The organism is Exiguobacterium sp. U13-1 (assembly GCF_001750115.1).
GTDB lineage: Bacteria > Bacillota > Bacilli > Exiguobacteriales > Exiguobacteriaceae > Exiguobacterium_A > Exiguobacterium_A acetylicum.
Genome location: NZ_CP015731.1, coordinates 1,571,576 through 1,590,473 on the forward strand (window position 1 = coordinate 1,571,576; position 18,898 = coordinate 1,590,473).

The 18,898-nt window shown below is 48.8% G+C and carries 19 protein-coding genes; 11 read left to right on the forward strand and 8 right to left on the reverse strand.

The features are described from left to right. Positions 1 to 29: 29 nt before the first annotated feature. Both ESP131_RS07955 and ESP131_RS07960 read right to left on the reverse strand, forming a co-directional pair. The gene (locus tag ESP131_RS07955) at positions 30 to 209 is read right to left on the reverse strand and encodes a hypothetical protein (protein ID WP_029341228.1); all 180 of its coding nucleotides are present in this window, start codon (positions 207 to 209) and stop codon (positions 30 to 32) included. Positions 210 to 297: 88 nt separating this feature from the next. Then, positions 298 to 1,731, reverse strand: coding sequence for a C40 family peptidase (locus tag ESP131_RS07960; RefSeq protein ID WP_069940395.1), 1,434 nt, complete (start codon positions 1,729 to 1,731; stop codon positions 298 to 300). A 194-nt stretch (positions 1,732 to 1,925) separates the two neighbouring features. On the opposite strand from ESP131_RS07960, the gene ESP131_RS07965 reads away from it, so the two are divergent. Then, entirely contained in the window at positions 1,926 to 3,638 is a 1,713-nt protein-coding gene (locus ESP131_RS07965) for an ABC transporter ATP-binding protein (RefSeq protein ID WP_029341230.1), read from the forward strand. 123 nt (positions 3,639 to 3,761) lie between these two features. Then, a complete protein-coding gene (locus ESP131_RS07970; protein ID WP_069940396.1) occupies positions 3,762 to 4,622 on the forward strand; it encodes a DUF4003 family protein in 861 nt (286 codons plus the stop codon). A 57-nt stretch (positions 4,623 to 4,679) separates the two neighbouring features. On the opposite strand, the gene ESP131_RS07975 is transcribed toward ESP131_RS07970, so the two are convergent. Further along, on the reverse strand, positions 4,680 to 5,927 hold the full coding sequence (locus tag ESP131_RS07975; RefSeq protein ID WP_047391148.1) for a lysine N(6)-hydroxylase/L-ornithine N(5)-oxygenase family protein: 1,248 nt from the start codon (positions 5,925 to 5,927) through the stop codon (positions 4,680 to 4,682). Positions 5,928 to 6,004: 77 nt separating this feature from the next. Continuing rightward, entirely contained in the window at positions 6,005 to 7,135 is a 1,131-nt protein-coding gene (locus tag ESP131_RS07980; protein ID WP_023467745.1) for a S1C family serine protease, read from the reverse strand. A gap of 207 nt (positions 7,136 to 7,342) precedes the next feature. On the opposite strand from ESP131_RS07980, the gene ESP131_RS07985 reads away from it, so the two are divergent. After that, a complete protein-coding gene (locus tag ESP131_RS07985; RefSeq protein ID WP_029341233.1) occupies positions 7,343 to 7,693 on the forward strand; it encodes a DoxX family protein in 351 nt (116 codons plus the stop codon). 38 nt (positions 7,694 to 7,731) lie between these two features. Here the strand turns inward: ESP131_RS07985 and ESP131_RS07990 are convergent, their stop codons facing one another. Continuing rightward, positions 7,732 to 8,496 (reverse strand): SGNH/GDSL hydrolase family protein, encoded by a 765-nt coding sequence (locus ESP131_RS07990; RefSeq protein WP_023467747.1) that lies wholly within the window; start codon positions 8,494 to 8,496, stop codon positions 7,732 to 7,734. 126 nt (positions 8,497 to 8,622) lie between these two features. Between ESP131_RS07990 and ESP131_RS07995 the strand changes: the two genes are divergently transcribed. After that, positions 8,623 to 9,543, forward strand: a complete 921-nt coding sequence (locus ESP131_RS07995; RefSeq protein WP_029341234.1) for an ABC transporter ATP-binding protein — start codon at positions 8,623 to 8,625, stop codon at positions 9,541 to 9,543. Continuing rightward, positions 9,536 to 10,534 carry an ABC transporter permease gene (locus ESP131_RS08000; RefSeq protein WP_034785942.1) on the forward strand — a complete coding sequence of 333 codons (999 nt, stop codon included), beginning with the start codon at positions 9,536 to 9,538 and terminating at the stop codon, positions 10,532 to 10,534. The genes ESP131_RS07995 and ESP131_RS08000 overlap by 8 nt, the downstream gene beginning before the upstream one ends. 36 nt (positions 10,535 to 10,570) lie before the next feature. On the opposite strand, the gene ESP131_RS08005 is transcribed toward ESP131_RS08000, so the two are convergent. Next, positions 10,571 to 11,098, reverse strand: a complete 528-nt coding sequence (locus ESP131_RS08005; RefSeq protein ID WP_029341236.1) for a P-loop NTPase family protein — start codon at positions 11,096 to 11,098, stop codon at positions 10,571 to 10,573. Positions 11,099 to 11,604: 506 nt separating this feature from the next. On the opposite strand from ESP131_RS08005, the gene miaA reads away from it, so the two are divergent. Both miaA and hfq read left to right on the forward strand, forming a co-directional pair. Then, positions 11,605 to 12,531 (forward strand): tRNA (adenosine(37)-N6)-dimethylallyltransferase MiaA, encoded by a 927-nt coding sequence (gene miaA / locus ESP131_RS08010; RefSeq protein ID WP_029341237.1) that lies wholly within the window; start codon positions 11,605 to 11,607, stop codon positions 12,529 to 12,531. Between the two features lie 48 nt (positions 12,532 to 12,579). Continuing rightward, positions 12,580 to 12,828 carry an RNA chaperone Hfq gene (hfq, locus tag ESP131_RS08015; protein WP_023467753.1) on the forward strand — a complete coding sequence of 83 codons (249 nt, stop codon included), beginning with the start codon at positions 12,580 to 12,582 and terminating at the stop codon, positions 12,826 to 12,828. A gap of 41 nt (positions 12,829 to 12,869) precedes the next feature. Here hfq and ESP131_RS08020 read toward each other — a convergent pair whose 3' ends face one another. Next, complete coding sequence (locus tag ESP131_RS08020; RefSeq protein WP_052169384.1) at positions 12,870 to 13,274, reverse strand: DUF2283 domain-containing protein; 405 nt, start codon at positions 13,272 to 13,274, stop codon at positions 12,870 to 12,872. 29 nt (positions 13,275 to 13,303) lie between these two features. Further along, positions 13,304 to 14,275: a site-specific integrase gene (locus tag ESP131_RS08025; RefSeq protein WP_047391156.1), complete on the reverse strand. Its 972-nt coding sequence runs from the start codon at positions 14,273 to 14,275 to the stop codon at positions 13,304 to 13,306. Positions 14,276 to 14,413: 138 nt separating this feature from the next. Here ESP131_RS08025 and hflX point away from each other — a divergent pair, with 138 nt between their 5' ends. The 4 genes from hflX to glnA all read left to right on the forward strand — a co-directional run bounded on the left by hflX (position 14,414) and on the right by glnA (position 18,866). Continuing rightward, positions 14,414 to 15,655 carry a GTPase HflX gene (gene hflX, locus ESP131_RS08030; RefSeq protein ID WP_034785946.1) on the forward strand — a complete coding sequence of 414 codons (1,242 nt, stop codon included), beginning with the start codon at positions 14,414 to 14,416 and terminating at the stop codon, positions 15,653 to 15,655. A 2-nt stretch (positions 15,656 to 15,657) separates the two neighbouring features. Further along, positions 15,658 to 16,935, forward strand: coding sequence for a methionine gamma-lyase family protein (locus ESP131_RS08035; RefSeq protein WP_029341241.1), 1,278 nt, complete (start codon positions 15,658 to 15,660; stop codon positions 16,933 to 16,935). Positions 16,936 to 17,075: 140 nt separating this feature from the next. Continuing rightward, positions 17,076 to 17,474, forward strand: a complete 399-nt coding sequence (locus tag ESP131_RS08040) for a MerR family transcriptional regulator (protein WP_023467758.1) — start codon at positions 17,076 to 17,078, stop codon at positions 17,472 to 17,474. Between the two features lie 45 nt (positions 17,475 to 17,519). Then, positions 17,520 to 18,866, forward strand: a complete 1,347-nt coding sequence (gene glnA, locus ESP131_RS08045) for a type I glutamate--ammonia ligase (RefSeq protein WP_029341242.1) — start codon at positions 17,520 to 17,522, stop codon at positions 18,864 to 18,866. Positions 18,867 to 18,898 lie beyond the last annotated feature (32 nt).

An 18,898-nucleotide genomic window follows, 5' to 3' on the forward strand; every position in this document is an offset into this window, starting at 1 on the left:
CGAAAAAACAGGCATGAAGCGAGTGCGCTTCATGCCTGTTCGTGTGAGGATGTCGTTCTTCTGAAGATCAATAAGACGCATGCGACGACGGAAACAATCAAGTGACCGACATAGACGTCTCCCGTCTGGATATAATGCAAGATCATCGAGCCACCAAAAATCAATAAGGCAAGAAAGAGGAGCCGAACATAAAGTGTTTTATAAGACATGCAGACACATCCTTTCCATATCCAGTATATCCCAAAGTAAAGTGAGAAGACAAAAAACATCCATCCTAAGAGATGGATGAGGAAATGTTTAAAGTGATTTAAACCCTAACAGTTTTTGTGTCCAGTAACGTTCCGATACACGGCTGATGCCGAGTGCCGGTGTATTGGCATGAATGAACTGATCGTTGTTCAGCATGATTCCGATATGCGTCGGACCAGCAGCATATGTGTTTTCGAAGAAGATGATATCGCCGCGCTTCGGTTGACGTAATTTTGATAACTTCGCTCCGAGGTACCGATCATCGTTCCAGTAGCCGTTGACGTTCGTTCGTCCGACTGCATAGCCAGCGGCATTCAACGTATAGTTAATGAATCCAGAGCAGTCGAATCCACCATTAACGGGGCTGCTTGATCCCCAGACGTATGGTGTACCGAGATATTGTTGACCAATCGAGATGGCACGTTCCATCAATGTCGAACCAGGAACGGTCGTCACAGGAGGTGTCGTCGGAGTGACCGGAGGCGCCGTCGTGACGGATCCCGTCGTGATGTAACTCTTCGCGACATAGTAGAGACCCGTTCCGATCTTGATCTGGTACCAGCCGCTATCTTTACCTGTCGTTTCACCTGTGACATTGACTGTCGAACCGTGTCCGACTTGTGTGAAGATTTTAGACGACGTCGAAGGCAATGTGCGGACGTTCAGCCCGGTTGGTGCATTGACGCGATACGTCTTCGAGGCATCAACTGGCGTCAAAGAGACTCCGGGAGTCGTCGGTGTTGTTGGTGGTGATGCTTTTGTTGAAGCTTTGACATAGGTCGAAGCGACATATGCTTCTTTTCCGTCAAGCTTGACTTGGTACCACGAATCAACGGCACCTGTGACATCGAGCACCGTCTGATGCAGTAATGTCTTGTAGATTTTTGCGTTCGTCGCTGCAGCAGTCCGTGCGTTCAAGCCTTCCTTCGCATTGACCGTGTAGACTTTCGATCGATCAACCGCTTTAACGACTTTTTTGACGGGAGTCGTCACTGGTGGCTTGGAGTCCGTCGTGACGTTCGAGGTCTTTTTGCTGACTAACGTCGCATGGACGTAAGCCGTTTGCTTTTTATACGTGATTTGGTACCAATCTCCTGTTTTTTTCTTAACAGATAAGATTGTGTTCTTTGCCAGTTTTCCGAGTGATTTCGAACTCGTCGTTGCTTTTTGGCGAATGTTGACGGCATCGGTGTTCGTTATGTAGGTCGTAGTTGTTGGAGCCTTTTCCGTCGTCGCTTTGACATATGCTGAAGTGATGAAGGCTGGTTTGGACTGATAGCGGATTTCATACCAGCTGTTGACTTTCTTGACAGCTGTCAGCTTCGTGCCTTTTTTTAGCGTCGTGATGACCTTCGCGGAAGTCGAGGCAGCCGTGCGAATGTTGACGTTATCCGTCAAAGTCAGTGTCGTTGACGCGGCTGAAACCGGAACCGTGGTACCGATCAAAGCGAGCGTCGTGAGGGCGAGAACAGTCTTTTTCACGTGACATAGCTCCTTCCAATAGATAGGTAAAAATCGTTGTTACCATTTTGTCATAAAAAGCGCTGATTCCCCTGATTTAAAAATATAATTTTTGTCTGGAAAACTGTAATACCGTTTTTCAAAAAACGAATAGGTAGAATGAGTATTTTCAAAAAAGTTCAAGTACACTAGAAGTACTCGGAAGGAGGCTACACATGTTACGCCGTTTTTATCAGTATTATATCCCGCACAAACGATTATTCTGGCTCGATTTCATATCTGCCTTATTCGTCGGGGTTTTAGAACTTGCTTTTCCACTCGCTGTCCAATGGTTCATCGACTCCTTGTTGCCAAACGGTGAGATGAACTGGATCATCCTCGTCAGCGTCGGACTATTAGCACTCTACATCATCAGCACGTTGATGCAGTTCGTCGTCAACTATTTTGGACATAAGCTCGGGATCAATATCGAGACCGATATGCGTCGTCAACTGTTCAGCCATGTGCAGAAACAGTCGTTCCGCTTCTTCGATAATACGAAGACGGGTCATATCATGAGTCGGATCACGAATGATTTGTTTGATATCGGGGAACTTGCCCATCACGGTCCTGAAGATGCATTCATTGCCGTCATGACATTGCTTGGTGCATTCTCGATCATGTTGACGATCAACGTACCACTCGCGCTCGTGACAATCATCGCCGTACCATTCCTGATCTGGCTGATCAGTTATGCGAACGTCCGGATGAATAAATCATGGGACCGGATGTATGGCAACATCGCGGAAGTCAATTCACGCGTCGAGGACAGTGTCTCTGGTGTCCGTGTCGTTCAGTCATTCACAAACGAAGCTTACGAAATCGAGCGTTTTGAAAAAGACAACGCGACGTTCCGGCAGTCGAAGATCAATGCCTACAAGGTCATGAGTAAGAGTCTATCCGGCATCTACTTGACGACCCGTGTGATGACGCTTGCCGTCTTAGTCGTCGGTGCCTACTTGACGTATCGCGAAGCTTTAACGGCAGGGGAACTCGTCGGATTCATTCTTTATATGAACATCCTGCTGAAGCCAATCGACAAGATCACCGCATTACTTGAGATGTATCCAAAAGGGATGGCTGGCTTCAAACGCTTCCTCTCGATGATTGATGAGGATGCATCGATTCCGGATGCGCCAGACGCACTCGTCGTTGATCGGTTGAACGGTGGCATCACATTCAAGGATGTGGCGTTCGGTTATGAAGCCGATCGTCTCATTCTAGAGAATATCAATCTGACGGTCGAACCGGGTCAGACAGTCGCGTTCGTCGGAACATCAGGGGCAGGGAAGACGACGATCTGTTCGTTGATTCCACGTTTTTACGATGTTCTAGATGGCGCAATCACGATTGACGGAATCGATATCCGGCAGATGACGAAGGAGTCTCTGCGACAACAAATCGGGATCGTCCAGCAGGATGTCTTCTTGTTCTCAGGGACGATCGCTGAAAACATCGCCTACGGTGACCTGAATGCGACGCACGAAGACATCGTGCAAGCGGCAGAACGTGCCCATCTCGGTCCGATGATCGCGGATCTGCCTGATGGGTATGCGACACAAATCGGCGAACGGGGACTCAAGTTATCGGGTGGGCAGAAGCAACGACTTGCCATTGCACGGATGTTCCTTAAGAATCCGCCGATTTTGATTCTCGATGAAGCGACGTCGGCGCTCGACACGGAAACGGAAGCACTGATCCAAGAATCGCTCGCCGAGTTGTCCGAGAACCGGACGACGCTCGTCATTGCCCATCGTTTAGCGACGATCCGGAATGCAGATAAGATTTTCGTCGTCACGAAGGACGGCATCGTCGAAGAAGGCTCGCATGACGAACTGATGGATCAAGGTGGTTATTTCTCCCGGTTGTTAGAGAGACAACGAGTTTGAATCGATTTGAAAGAATGGAAAGCAATGGACATGTTCCGTTGCTTTTTTTGTTCGTTCAAAAATAAGATTGTGTATGCTAATTTTAGGGAAAACGATTTATAGAAAAGAAGGCGAGGTGGAAGGATGTACGGTCAATTCTGTGAGAACTATGATGAGAGTTATCCCGTCTTGCGGGAAGAGACGTCACATGATTTCCATCGTTTTTTTGCACTGTCCTACACGATTCATGATACTGTCTTTGAACAAACTGTATATGAAAGATTGATGCGGACAATCAAACACAAGACATCGCGTTTTTCAGCGCTTCGGAGCCGTTATACGCCGTTACTTGTCGCCCATGTTCAATTGAATAGCACGGATCCCGATGTTCTCATCGAAGAGATCATCGTTGCGGAAAAGAAAATTAAACATCGCCTGATTCGTGATAAAGGGGTTCGTCCATTTTTTGCGCTCAACGAAGTATTGAATCGGCGACAAGGAATTGATGCGTTCCCTTACATGGAACGATTGCATGCGACACGCCCGCATTTGAATGCAGCAAAGCAGTACGTCGTGACATCGACCTTGCTTGAACAGCAGCCATTACCAGAGGAATTTCTAGAGCGGGTCAATACATCGGAAGAATGGCTCGCGCAATATATGGAACGGACGAGTGAACGTGTCATTACAGCGCAAATCTTAGCGGCGCATCCAGATCCTTCAGCGCAACAGGAACGAATCATTGCGTGGCGGGAACTGTTAGAGCGGCGAGAAATCATCATCTGGGATCGCTTGATGCCAATCCTTGCGTTACTGCCTACAATGGAACGTGTCGACTGGATTTATGTGACTCGGATTGTCGACCGGGAGCGGGCACGGAATCGATTTTCAGACGAAGTCAACTGGTTGATTGCCTTTCATTTGTTGCTTGCTAAAACGGGTGTGACACGAGTTCAAGCCACGTTGCTAGTGCTGGCTGCACTAGAGTTGACGAAAAAACCGTAAAACGAAAAACGAACGAGGAGTGGCGCGCGCCATTCCTCGTTCGTTTGGTTTAGTGACTTAATCGAACGTCGTAAACGTCGCATGTCGTTCGACCGGATACAGTTCCGTACCGGCGACAGCGTTCAAGATCAACTGGTTCCGCGAGACGGACATCCCGAGATTATCCGCAGCCGGACCGTGTGACAGCTCTAAATTAGCAGTTGCGTAAAGATGATGGGCTGTCTCGACCGAACGCACGATTTGGTAGTCGGCATCGACTTTCCAGGCATTCGGTGCTTCGAATACAATATCAAGTCGGTCGATGAAGCTCGGAAGGGATGGCGAAAAACCAGTTGCTGCAATGACGGCATCTGTTACAGACGAGCGCTCGTCCTCAAGTTCTTGATGTTGCATTGCAATCGTGAACCGCTCATCATAGGTGATTTCTTTTACTTCGAGATTCGCGCGGATCGCGACCTGTCGTTGTTCCTCTTCCGTCAAATCATAGAGATGGGCATAGATTGATTGAAGTGTCTCCGGACTGATACCGTTCTGAGAGCGGGCAAACTTCTTGACCGACTCTTGTCGTACTTCGAGTGGAAGTTGGTTGAAATACGTGACGTAGCTCGGTGAAAAAATTTCTTCTCCGAGTTTGCCGGTCTCAAGTGTCTCAAACAGTGTCGAACGCGCGATCCACTCGAGTTCAGGACGCTCTGGAGCAGGCGTCGTCAAGAGATCAAGGAAAATCTCGGCGGCACTTTGACCGGAGCCGACGATGCTGATTTTGTTGCGCTGAAGTAAATCTGCCTTGTTCATGACATATTGCGTATTGTGGATGACGCGTTCGTCAAACGTATCCGGGATGGCGGGTTTTGAACCAGTGCCGATGACGACGTTTCGTGCTTCGAACGTTTCGCGTTTGCCGGTTGAGACATCTTCGACGAGGACTTCAAAACTATCACCGGTGTCTTGCACGTCGATGACGCGCGTCGAAAAGCGGAGATCTTCAAGTTGTGTCGCGACCCAGCGTAAGTAATCGTTGTAACCTTGTCTTGAGATCAGAAGTTTTTCATAGAAGTAAAACGTGTGGAGACGGTGAATCGATCGTAAGTAATTGAGGTAGGAAAACGAACTTGTCGGATCGGCGAGTGTGACGAGATCGGAGATGAAGCTTGTTTGCATCATCGAGTCCTGAATCATCATGCCGGGATGCCATGAAAATTGTTCGCTTTCGTCAAAAAATAACGTCTTTAAATCTGTCGGATGCGCAAGTGCACTCAATCCTAAATTCATCGGACCAATGCCAATGCCGATTAAGTCATACATAGAAAAAGCCTCCCAATTCGATATTGTTCTAAAACAATACCCGAAAAGGAAGGCGGACGAAACGTCAGGCTAAAGCTTTACAGCTGGTCGGTTGTCGTTGTTTTGGTTTCGACCGTCATCGTTTTCCCATCACGGATGATCGTCAAGGAGAGCGGTCCATCTGATTTGATCAGTGCCGTTTTGATATCAACGAATGCTTTGATTTCGGAGTCATTGATTTTCGTGATGACATCACCTGTTTTCAGTTTAGCCGCAGCAGCTGGACTGTTCGGTTCGACCGACATGACGACGACACCTGTTTTTTGACTGTCTGGTAGTTTGACTTGATCTTTTAGATAACCGGCAGGGAACGCCGCGACGTCTTGTAAGGACACACCGAGCGTCGGATGCTCAACTTTACCGTTTGTTTCAAGCTGTTTGAGGATTGGTAATGCATCATCGATCGGGATACTGAAGCCGACGCCTTCAACACCAGACTCAGCGATTTTCATCGAGTTGATTCCGACGAGTTGTCCTTGTTCATTGATCAAGGCACCACCCGAGTTCCCGGGGTTAATGGCAGCATCGGTCTGGATGACCGTCGTATTGAAGTCGTCTTGTCCGTCACTGTTCGTATCGACCGGTACGGTCCGGTCTTTCGAACTGACGATTCCGCGTGTGACGGAGTTTTGGAACTCACCGAGCGGGTTACCGATTGCGAGGACGGTTTGTCCGGCTTTTAAGTCCGCTGATTTTCCAAGTGTGATGACACCCGGAACATCGCTTGCGTCAACTTCAAGCACAGCTAAGTCATAGGTTTCGTCGCTACCAAGCAACTTGGCTGAGAGTGTCTTGCCGTCATTCAACGTTACATCGAGTTTTGATGCCCCGTCGACGACGTGATGGTTCGTAATGATGTATGCTTTGCCGTCCTCTTTCTTATAGATGACACCGGACCCTGAACCAGCCGCTGCTTCTTGTTGCGACATTGAGTTGCCCGCTTGATAGTTCGTTACGGTCACGACGGATTTTTGAGCCGTGGCGACTGCGTTCGTCACCGGATCATTCGTCGTCGTTGAGACTTGTTTGGGCATACCATTTGATAGTGGTGTATCAGCGACTTGTTGTTCTTGATCGAGTAGGATCGGAAAGGCAACCGTAGCCGTCAAGACCGCGCCGATGATGCCTCCAGTCAATCCAGGTAAAAGTGCTTTCGTTTTTCCAGCCATAAGTCATCATTCCTCTCTGTATGATTTCTGACTTCATCATAGCAAATGAAGCAACCTCTTCTCTGATTACGGGAGACATTCCGAAATGACTCATCATTCCCCATAATTCGACGACAATTTCTAAAAGTTGAGATAATCAGGTCATTTCGATACACTGAAGCTGTCTCGAACATATATTTCATTAACAGAAAGAGAGTGTGGAACATAATGCTATTGCGTCTAGTCTATGGAGCAGGATTACTGTTTGCGGGAGTTGGTCATTTCCGCAATGAAAAAGGGTTCGTCAGCATCATGCCGTCGTTCATTCCGTTCAAGCGCTTCTTCGTCCAAGTGACAGGGGTCATCGAAATCGCTTACGGTGTCATGTTGTTGACAGGAAAAGGGGTGCACCTCGTTCGTAAGACTCTTCCTGCCTTCTTATATGCTGTCTTACCCGCAAACGTCAACATGGCAGTCAATCCGAAGCCGATTAATGGGAAACGTCTTCCGTCTTGGTTGCTTTGGACACGGTTGCCGCTCCAATGGGGGCTCGTCTCTCTTGCGAAACGTCTGAAATGAATCGGAACAAAAAGCCGCCTAAATGGCGGCTTTTATTGTTAGAAACGTTTGTTGACAGCAAGTAAGGAAGCTTTTGCAATCTCTTCGTAGGTAGAATCGTTCGGGTGGAATTGGTCACTCGACAAATCACGTTTGACGTCACGCACGAGATTGAATGTGTCGATGATCTCGACATCGTACTCGATACCGAGCGTCCGTGATTTTGCGTTCCAATCTTGGACGATGGCATCGAATGCTTCACCGTTTTCCGTCGCGCGGAAAGGATTATAGAGCCCGACGTAGAAAATGACAGCATCCGGATTTTGTTCTCGTAGGATACTGAACGTCTTTTTCAAGTTCGCTTGTGCCGTCGTGACGGTTTCGGCTGTCTTCTTCGCATTGAAGTTCGCGACGCCTTCACCACGGTTGAATAAGTCATTTCCGCCAATCGTCACCGAGATGACTTTTGCTTGTTTGATTGAGCGTAAGACTTCTTTTTGTTCTAGTTGTTTCAGTAAATCTTCCGTCCGGGCACCACTGACGGCAAGATTCTGGAAGCGCTCGACAGTGTTATCTTTGACAAGATCGCGTCCGACGATCGCGGCGTAACTATTGCCGTTTGATGCTCCGACACCACGTGTCAAGGAATCACCAAGCGCGACGTACGTCCCGCCTTTTTTGACAGGCTCTTCCTTCGTAGGTGTCAGGACGGCACGTTTTGGTGGGTTGACGACGTCACTATAGGCACTGACGAAGCCGTATCCAAAGATTGCCGTCAAAACGAGTGAGACGGTTAAAAACAGGGGCCAGCGTAATCGCTTCATGAACGTTCCTCCTTCTAGGTTCTAACCTGATTGTAGCAAAAGTTGAAAGAATGTGCGGAAATGAAGTGTTCTGACAAGTCAAATGATTCATTATTCCGCTAGAATAGACAATAAGAGGTGAGAGACGTGAAACCAACAGTGAAATTAGAAGGTGTAACAAAGGTGATCGGAAAAAAGACGATCATTGATAATATCTCGTTTGAGATCCAACCAGGTGAAGTCTTTGGCTTCCTTGGACCGAACGGGGCAGGAAAAACGACGACGATCCGGATGCTTGTCGGCTTGATCAAACCGACGTCCGGTAAAATCACGGTCTGTGACTTCGACGTCCGCAAACAGTTCGTCCAAGCGATGGAGCGGATTGGCTCGATCGTTGAAAATCCAGAGTTGTATAAGTATTTGACGGGTCGCGAAAATCTACAAGTCTTTGCCCGGATGTTACCGAATGTCGATGATGCCCGGATTCAGGAAGTCATCGATCTCGTCGATTTGACGGCGCGTGTTGATGATCAAGTCCGGACATACTCGCTCGGGATGCGGCAGCGTCTCGGAATCGCACAAGCATTACTCGGACGACCAAGCGTCTTGATTCTCGACGAACCGACGAATGGTCTCGATCCGATGGGGATTCGGGATTTACGTCAATTCATCCGCCGGCTCGTCGAGGAAACGGGACTGTCGGTCCTCGTCTCGAGTCATATCTTGGCTGAGATCGAAATGCTTGCCGATCGAGTTGCAATCATGAGTTATGGCAAAATCGTTCAAGTCGGAACGGTCAAGGAACTGGTCGAGTCGCTCGCACCAGGCGTTGACTGGCGTGTCGATGATGCCTTTAAGGCAAATGAGATTTTATCAGCATCGGATCAAGTCCAAGTGTCCGAAGTCGTCGATGCCAATACGGTTCATACTTTGATGGATGCAAGCAAGACACCAGCACTCAACAAACAGTTGCTCGAAGCAGGTGTCGAAGTCTGGACGATTGAACGGAAAGTCCAAACGCTCGAAGATCTGTTCATCACGTTAACGGGAGGCGATCACATTGCGTAATCCGAACATGATCGGTCTCGTTCGAAATGAAGTGACGAAAATCGCTTCAAAACGTCGTTTTGCTGTCGTTGCGATCATTTTGATCGTCCTTGTCTCGATGTTTACGTACGCACAGTACCGAGACATCCAAGAACAAATCAAAAAGCAGGGAACGCTCGATTGGCGGGTTGAGTTACAACAAGACATCGTCGACACGCAGAACCGTCTTGCTTCCAGCAGTATTCAAGATGAGTTCCGTCAGTTCCTTGAGTTTGACCTAAAACAAAATCAATACTATCTCGACAATGACATCAACCCGAACTATCCGGGAGCCCCGACGTTCATCCGGATCTTCTTCTCGCAAGGATTGACGCTGATCTTACCGCTGTTCATCATCGTCATCATGGCGGATATCGTCAGTGGGGAGCAAAATGACGGAACGATCAAGACGCTACTGTCGCGACCAGTCCGGCGCTGGAAGATCCTGATGGCGAAATGGTTGACGGTGTTGCTCTATACGTCGATGCTGATGGCATTGACCGTCGCCGTCTGTTACGCGATATCCGGGATCGTCCTCGGCTATGACGGCTGGACCGCACCGATCTTGACCGGTTTCCAAGCTTCACCGAGCGGTACGTTCTCGACGGAGTTCGTGCATACGTTACCGATGTGGGAGTACCTCTTGATGGCAGTCGGTCTAGCGTGGATCGTTACAGCTGTCGTTGGAACGATTGCCTTGATGGTCTCTGTTCTCGTCAAAAACACAGCGACAGGGATCGGGATCATGATGGCAGTCTTGATTTCCGGTACGTTACTGACGACACTCGGTTCAAGTTGGACGAGCTCGAAATATCTCGTCAACGTCAACTTCGGACTGATCAACTATCTCGATGGACAAGCACCACCGATCGAAGGGATGACGCTTCCGTTCTCCCTTGCCGTCCTCGGTTGTTGGACGGTCGCGGCACTAGTCGTTGCGTTCTGGAACTTCACACAAAAAGATATGTATTAAGACGAACGGGTCCACCTATAGAGGGGGACCCGTTTTTCATGGATGAAGCGACAAACGATCGTATGTCTCGATTATTTTTTGATACTGAAGTTGTGTCGATAACGAAGCATCTACTATGAGAATCGGGGAAATTGACCGGTCCATTTGATACTGGTGTTCTGCGAACGTACCGATCATCGATGGGTCCGTCGCCGTATGATACGTCCGGCACCAGTCAAGGAATTCATTGGAGCCTGTAAAATCTGGGTATCGTGCTGCTTCGCGTGCGATGAGACGTTCCATCCGAACCGATTCGTCGAGCGACAGGAAGACAAGCAAGTCCCGATTGATGAAACCGTCCGGATGCCAGGCGAAGACAGAACCGGAGACGATGTAATCGTTGTAAGACATAAGATCTGCTTCATACATGGAAAATCGCTCGGAGACGTCTCGCTTTTCAGTGAACGTCGTATCTTTCCAAAGATAATGGTCTGTATCAATCCAGGGAATCTGTTCAGCTTGCCCGATGAAGGCGCCCAGTGTACTTTTTCCGGTACCTGATCCACCAATGATTTGAATACGCACGATAATCGGCTCCTTTCGAAATAATGTATCGGCACGCAGAACAGGCCCGGGCATGATGCCGGACCTGTCGCTTGGAAGAACGAATTCTTCCTATGTCGCCTCGTGCAAGCACAAGACATGGAATCGAGAGGCAGTGCCTCTAATAGGAAGCCGATGCAGGTCAGCTTCCGCGCTACGTACCAATCGTACTTTTATCATACTGATTCCAAGAATTGGTGTCAAACCTGCTCGAAAGGGTTTACAAACCGTTCAAACCGTCAAAAGAGAGAATAACGATGACTAGAGGAGGAACGACCATGGCAGATTGGGGCATCATGCTGACAGGCGTCGTCATTTGTGGGTGGTGCATCTTTAGTGCCATCTATGACGATTTCATCCGTCGGGTATAAGAAATACAAATGGGAGCCGTCCGGAATGGGCGGTTTTTTCGTGGATTTTTTTAATCCATCGAAGTGGCTGTGGTACACTCGAATCAGAATGAAAAGATAGAGAATGGGTGAAGAAAAATGAAGAAACAACCAGTCATCGTCATCGTCGGACCGACGGCAGTCGGAAAAACGAAGACGGGCATTGAACTAGCCAAGCGATTAAACGGAGAAGTCTTATCTGGAGACTCTGTCCAAGTCTATCAAGGGATGGATATCGGATCGGCAAAAGTGACGACCGAAGAGATGGAAGGGGTGCCGCATCATCTGCTTGATCTCGTTACACCGGATGATGAGATGAGTGTAGCGCGTTTCCAGACGGTTGCCCGAGCGACGATCGATGAGATCGCAAGTCGGGGGAAGTTACCGATCATCGTCGGTGGAACAGGGCTTTATATCCGTTCGATTTTATATGATTATCAGTTCACCGAGCAGGCAGAAGATCCAGCCTTACGGGCTGAACTCGAAGCGTATGCAGCGACACATGGAGCGAATGCGCTACATGATCAGTTGAAGGAACTTGATCCGGTGCGTGCCGAAGCGATTCATCCGAATAACATTCAGCGGGTCGTGCGGGCGATCGAGGTCGCGCGGACGGGTCAGACACAAACGACCGGTAGTAAGCCTGCACTTTACGAGAGTCTACTGTTCGTCCTACACATGGAAGACCGGGATCGCTTGTATGATCGGATCGATCAGCGAGTAGATATGATGGTCGAAAGTGGGCTTCTTGAGGAAGTGGCGCGTCTTGATGCTGCCGGATATCGACAGACGAAGGCCTTACAGGCAATTGGTTACAAAGAGATGTTACCAGTCCTTGACGGGGCACCACTCGATCCTGCTGTCGACATGCTGAAACGGAACACACGACGCTTCGCGAAACGTCAATTGACATGGTTCCGTCATCAATTTGATGGCGTTTGGGTAGATATGGGAAAGTTTTCATTTGAAGAAACGTTCAAAATTATCTATGATAGAACTGTAGAGTTTCTGAAAGCGGTTAAATAAGAGTTGCCCGAAGACAGAAACAGATAAAAAGAGGGGGCACGGGGAATCATGAAAGCGACATACAACATTCAGGACGTCTTTTTAAATCAATTACGGAAAGATGCAGTCCCGACAACAGTTTTCTTAATCAGCGGGTATCAATTACGGGGGCTGATCAAGTCATTCGATAACTTCACAGTCATCTTGGAGTCGGAAGGTAAACAGCAATTGATCTACAAACACGCGATCTCGACGTTCGCACCAGCGCGCAACGTGACGTTATATGAGCAAGAAGAGACACAAGAAGTCTCTCGCTAATGAAAAAGACGACCGGGGGGTCGTCTTTTTTGTTCATTTCATTATTTATAGGTTGGCTGAGCAAGCGTGCGAAGAACGTCGACAGGGTACCGTTCCAAGTCGAGGATATCAAGTCCGATGAATCCGGTATGGTCGGGTTCAGCAAAGTAGAACGTAACTCCTTGGAGGTGACACGAACTTTTCGGAATCGTGTTTTGCAATCGGAGCGAGAAACGATCTGTATGTTCTGCGTATAAGAATGCTTGTGAATGGACGGCGCGGATCACATTCGCTTCTTCATTGAAAAATTCGATTCCGACGATGCGTCCCTCTTGATCAACGTCTACGTTGAGGAATTCATTTTCTTCTAGCTCGTCAGTTTCTTCAATCGCGGGAGTAAATGTTTCTGGGAAGAGATATAGATATCCCATTTCTGCTTCTTGATCATAAGTCATTCGAATCGTCATCTATGTCACATCCAAGCCTAATGATTTTTTTACAACAACGGTGTCAGTTCCTCGACCGCCTCTTCATAACGTCGGAGCGAGACATCCTTATAGAGGCATGTCTTCTGCAGACGTTCTTCCTTCGTCATCTCGTCCTGATACGTTTTTAAGATGAAACTGTTGCGTAACATCGACGGTGTCAAGATCCGCTTGTTATCGGACCGTTCATTCAGCTGACGCATCATCTTCGTGATCATGACGATCGATAGTTGCTTCGGTGCATTTTTGCTGTAGACCCAGCGGAATGTCATCCGAGCGAAGTCGAAGGCGACGAAAAAGGGGTCGGTACTGTTATAACGGGGGCGGACCGGCTCCGGAATCGTCTTCAAGTAACGCAACATGATGTCTTGATCTTCCCGCTCGAGGTGAAGCAGGTAACGGTTGCCGAGTCGGTCATGAACGGTCATCTCTTGCTGGGCGAAATTGAGATCGTGCATCTTCAAACCAATGATGTGATGGACACGTAGACCGTAACGATAAAACAGACGGAGAATCAATTCGTTTCGATCGATCAAATACGGACGTGCCTTCAATTGATGTTCCGTCAAGCCGCGATCGGATTGATTCGTCCGGACCAATTGTTCATATTCCTTGAAGGAAGCGACGTGTTTTGCCGTCAATTCGTGCGTCGGTTGTGCGTATTCAATCAGCTTCGCCTTCGTTTGTCGAATCTGATAATTGACTTGATTGATGACGGTGACGATCCGGGCAACCGTTGCTTGCTGGTAGAGTTTCTCTTCGATCAAGTATTCATTGATGAACGTCTTCCACGTCTCGATCGAAATCGCCTTGAAATCGTCGATCGTCTCGAGTGGTTGGTCGACATCGGTCATGTAGCGATGGACTTCGATTAAATCATAGCGATAGCGGCGGACGGTCGAAAGTTGCCGTCCACTTGTCGTTAGATAAAACAAATAGCGTTCAATGAACTCTGGAAGCGTATACGACTGTTCGCGTGCCATGGTTTTCCTCCCCTTATCGTAATCTTTCTTCCATCATAAACCGAACGGATGTTTCCTGTCCAAAAAAGTTCAGACGAACCGGTGCCTGTGGTATGATAAAGGGCGCAGTACGTCTTTACTCGTGAAAGGAATGATATTATGTCAGAACGCGTCATCGTCGTTGGTTGCCAGCTCCCCGGTGTCCCGGACCATGTCTATGAAGAATCGGTCGCGGAGCTCGAAGCACTCGTAACGACTGCGCATGGTGTCGTCGTCGGTCGTCTGGATCAAAAACGACAAGCGATTGATCGCCGTACGTTCATCGGAAAAGGAAAGGTTGAAGAACTCGTTGCTTTAGCAGACGAACTTGAACCTGATTTAATCATATTCAATGCCGAGGTCACGCCCGGTCAGATGAAGAATATCCGGATCGCCTTGTCGGACCCGGAAGCCATCAAATTGATTGACCGGACGCAGTTGATCCTCGATATCTTCGCTGGCCGAGCCCAGTCACGCGAAGGGAAATTGCAGGTCGAACTGGCACAGATGAGTTATCTCTTACCACGTCTTGCCGGGCAGGGAACACAACTGTCACGTCTTGGTGGCGGAATCGGGACGCGTGGACCAGGTGAATCGAAACTCGAGACGGACCGCCGTCATATCCGGCGTCGGGTCGATGAGATCTCGAAACAACTCGAGACATCCGTCGCGCACCGTGCCCGTTACCGGGAACGTCGCAAAGAGAACCAGACATTCCAAATCGCGCTCGTCGGTTATACGAATGCCGGCAAATCAACGATCTTCAACCGGTTGACACAAGCCGACACATACGAGAAGGATGAGTTGTTCGCGACGCTTGATCCGTTGACACGTCAAGTCGATTTGCCGGAAGGTGGTCAAATCCTCCTGACGGATACGGTCGGTTTCATTCAAGATCTCCCGACGAAGTTGATCGCGGCGTTCCGTTCGACACTCGAGGAAGTGCTGGAAGCCGACTTGATCCTCCATGTCGTTGATGCGTCGAGTGAGCATTACTTGAATCAGATGCAGACGACGAACGATGTCCTCGATGAACTCGGTGCCGGTGACATTCCGCAACTGGAAGTCTACAACAAGAAGGATCAATTGAACCGCTTGTTCACAGGTGGAAAACTGCTGATTTCTGCGCTTGACCCGCAGGATATCGAGCGCTTGATCGAAGAGATCGAACGTTCGATCAGCGAAATTCTCGAGTATCTCGAGATTCGTATTCCAGTTGACGGATTTGCTCATTACAATCCGGCGAAAGAAGTCATGATGAATTTGAAGGAATCGTTCGAAGAAGATGGTTCCGTCATTCTAAAAGGTTACTTGCGTAAAGATACGCGTCTATACGCGACATTGAAACAATACGAGGTGTAAACATGTTTTCAGAATTAACCCATTACGAAACGCTCCGTCCGCTCATTGACCGGGCGGAGGAACAAATCGCCCCGTACGTCAAGAAAGCGCAAGAGGTCGCGGAATACAATCAATTCCGTGTCCTCGATGCGTTCCGACGTCACAAGGTCAGTGATTTTCACTTCATGCCGTCAACAGGGTACGGCTACAACGATGAAGGACGCGATACGCTCGAACGGATCTATGCCGATGTCTTCGGTGCGGAAGCCGGTCTTTGTCGTCCGCAAATCATCAGCGGAACCCATGCGATCGGTATCGCGTTGTTCGGTTTGTTATTGCCAGGAGACGAATTGCTCTATATCACAGGAAAACCATACGACACGCTTGAAGAGATCGTCGGAATTCGTGGTGACGGACGCGGTTCATTAAAGGAACTGGGCGTCCAGTATGATGTCGTCGAGATGAAAAACGCCGAGACGATCGACGTACCGGCCGTTCTCGAACGGATCACACCGCAGACGAAGGTCGTCGGGATTCAGCGTTCAAAAGGGTATGCGACGCGACGCAGTCTGCCGGTCAACGAGATCGGAGAAGCGATTGCCACCATCAAAGCTGTCCATCCGCACGTACTGATCTTCGTCGATAACTGCTACGGTGAATTCGTCGAGACAATCGAACCGACGCACGTCGGGGCAGACTTGATGGCAGGGTCGTTGATTAAGAATCCGGGTGGTGGTCTTGCGAAGACTGGCGGTTATCTCGTCGGTCGAACGGACTTGATCGAACGGGCATCGTTCCGGATGACGACGCCAGGGATTGGCGCCGAAGCCGGTCCATCGTTATCCGCACTTCCGGATATGTATCAAGGTTTCTATATGGCACCACATACGGTGAGCCAAGCGTTGATGGGCGCGATGTTCACGTCGAGCATGCTCGGTCAGTTCGGCTTTGATACGGCACCGCATCATACGGCAGAACGGACGGATTTGATTCAATCGGTTTCGTTCCATGCGCCGGAGCCGATGATTGCCTTCTGTCAAGCGATTCAAGCTGCTTCACCCGTCAATGCACATGCGTTACCGATTCCGGATTATATGCCGGGATATGCGGACGATGTCATCATGGCAGCAGGAACATTCGTACAAGGATCATCGATTGAGTTGTCAGCGGATGGTCCGATCCGTGCGCCCTATACCGCGTACGTCCAAGGTGGTTTGACGTATAGTCACGTAAAAATCGCCATCATCTCAGCCGTCAATCATTTGATGGAAAAACAATTAATTCCAGAAAAAAACGTTTAATACTAGAATATCTCGTGAAAAGACCTCTGAACGACTTCATGTAAAGCGATTAAAAAAGTTGTGTTAACTTTTCTTACATCGCTTGACAAGTTGCCTGACAGAGGTTTATTCTCATGGAGTAAGGAAAAAGGAGGAACCACATGGCAGACTCATCACGCCAGTCCAAGCCACTATTTCCCATCGGAGTCGTTCAAGAGTTGACCGCGTTATCTGCCCGCCAGATCCGATACTACGAAGAACAGGGACTGATCAAGCCGGAGCGGACAGAGACGAAACGTCGCCTCTATTCGTTCAACGATGTCGATCGCCTGTTGTCGATTAAGGAATACCTGGATCAGGGACTGAATATCGCAGGGATCAAATTGATTTTTGAAAACGATCTCGTCAAACGCGAACGCGTTGCGGAGAGCGTCGTCGAGACGCGCCCGGAATTATCTGACGGCGAATTGTATAAACTCCTGAAAAATGAATTGAAGGAAGCAGGACGACATGGAAAGACGTCGCTTATACAAGGTGAGCTCGGGCGTTTCTTCAAGTAAGGACCTGTAACCATATAAAAACGAATCGGAGAGGGGATTTGTCACATGACACGTCGCAACATTACACGAGAAGACATTTTGAAAATCGCTAAAGCTGAGGATGTACGCTTCATTCGCTTACAGTTCACAGATATCCTCGGAACGATCAAGAACGTTGAGATTCCAGTAAGCCAATTGGAAAAAGCACTTGATAACAAAATGATGTTCGATGGTTCATCGATCGAAGGATTCGTCCGAATCGAAGAATCAGATATGTATCTCTTCCCAGACTTAAACACATGGGTCGTCTTCCCATGGACAGAAGATGGAACAGGGAAAGTTGCACGTTTAATCTGTGACATCCACAATCCGGATGGCACGCCGTTCGCAGGAGACCCACGTGGTCAGCTCAAACGGGTACTTAAAGAGATGGAAGAACTCGGTTTCTCATCATTCAACGTTGGACCAGAGCCAGAATTCTTCCTCTTCAAGAAAGATGAAAAAGGTCGTCCGACACTTGAATTGAACGACCAAGGTGGATACTTCGACCTCGCACCAGTCGACCTCGGCGAAAACTGCCGTAAAGAGATCGTCATCGAGCTCGAGAACATGGGCTTTGAAATCGAAGCATCACACCACGAAGTCGCACCAGGTCAACACGAAATCGACTTCAAATATGCCGATGCGATCACGACTGCGGATAACATCCAAACGTTCAAACTCGTCGTCAAGACGATTGCTGCGAAGCACAACTTGCACGCGACATTCATGCCAAAACCACTCTTCGGTGTCAACGGATCAGGAATGCACGCGAACATGTCGCTCTTCAAAGGCAACGAGAACGTCTTCTTCGATGAAAGCAACGAAGATATGCAATTGTCGGATGATGCACGTGCTTTCACGGCAGGTATCCTCAAACACGCTCGTGCGTTCACAGCGGTTTGTAACCCGACAGTCAACTCTTACAAACGTCTTGTTCCTGGCTACGAAGCACCTTGCTACGTCGCATGGTCAGCACGTAACCGTTCACCACTCGTCCGTGTTCCTGCAGCACGTGGACTCTCGACTCGGATCGAAGTCCGTTCAGTCGACCCAGCAGCGAACCCGTACCTCGCGCTTGCGACATTGCTCGCTTCAGGTCTTGACGGAATCAAGAACAACTTGAAAGCACCGGCTCCAATCGATCGTAACATCTACGTCATGGACAAACCGGAACGTGTTGCAAACGGAATTGATGATCTTCCATCAACACTCAGCCACGCACTCGAAGTCTTGAAAGCGGATGACGTCGTCATGCACGCTCTCGGCGATCACATCGCAGAGCACTTCGTTGAATTGAAAGAAATCGAATGGGATATGTTCCGGACGCAAGTCACGGAATGGGAACGCGATCAGTACATGGTCTTGTTCTAATCCAACTTAAGCACTTCTGGACTTCTGTCCGG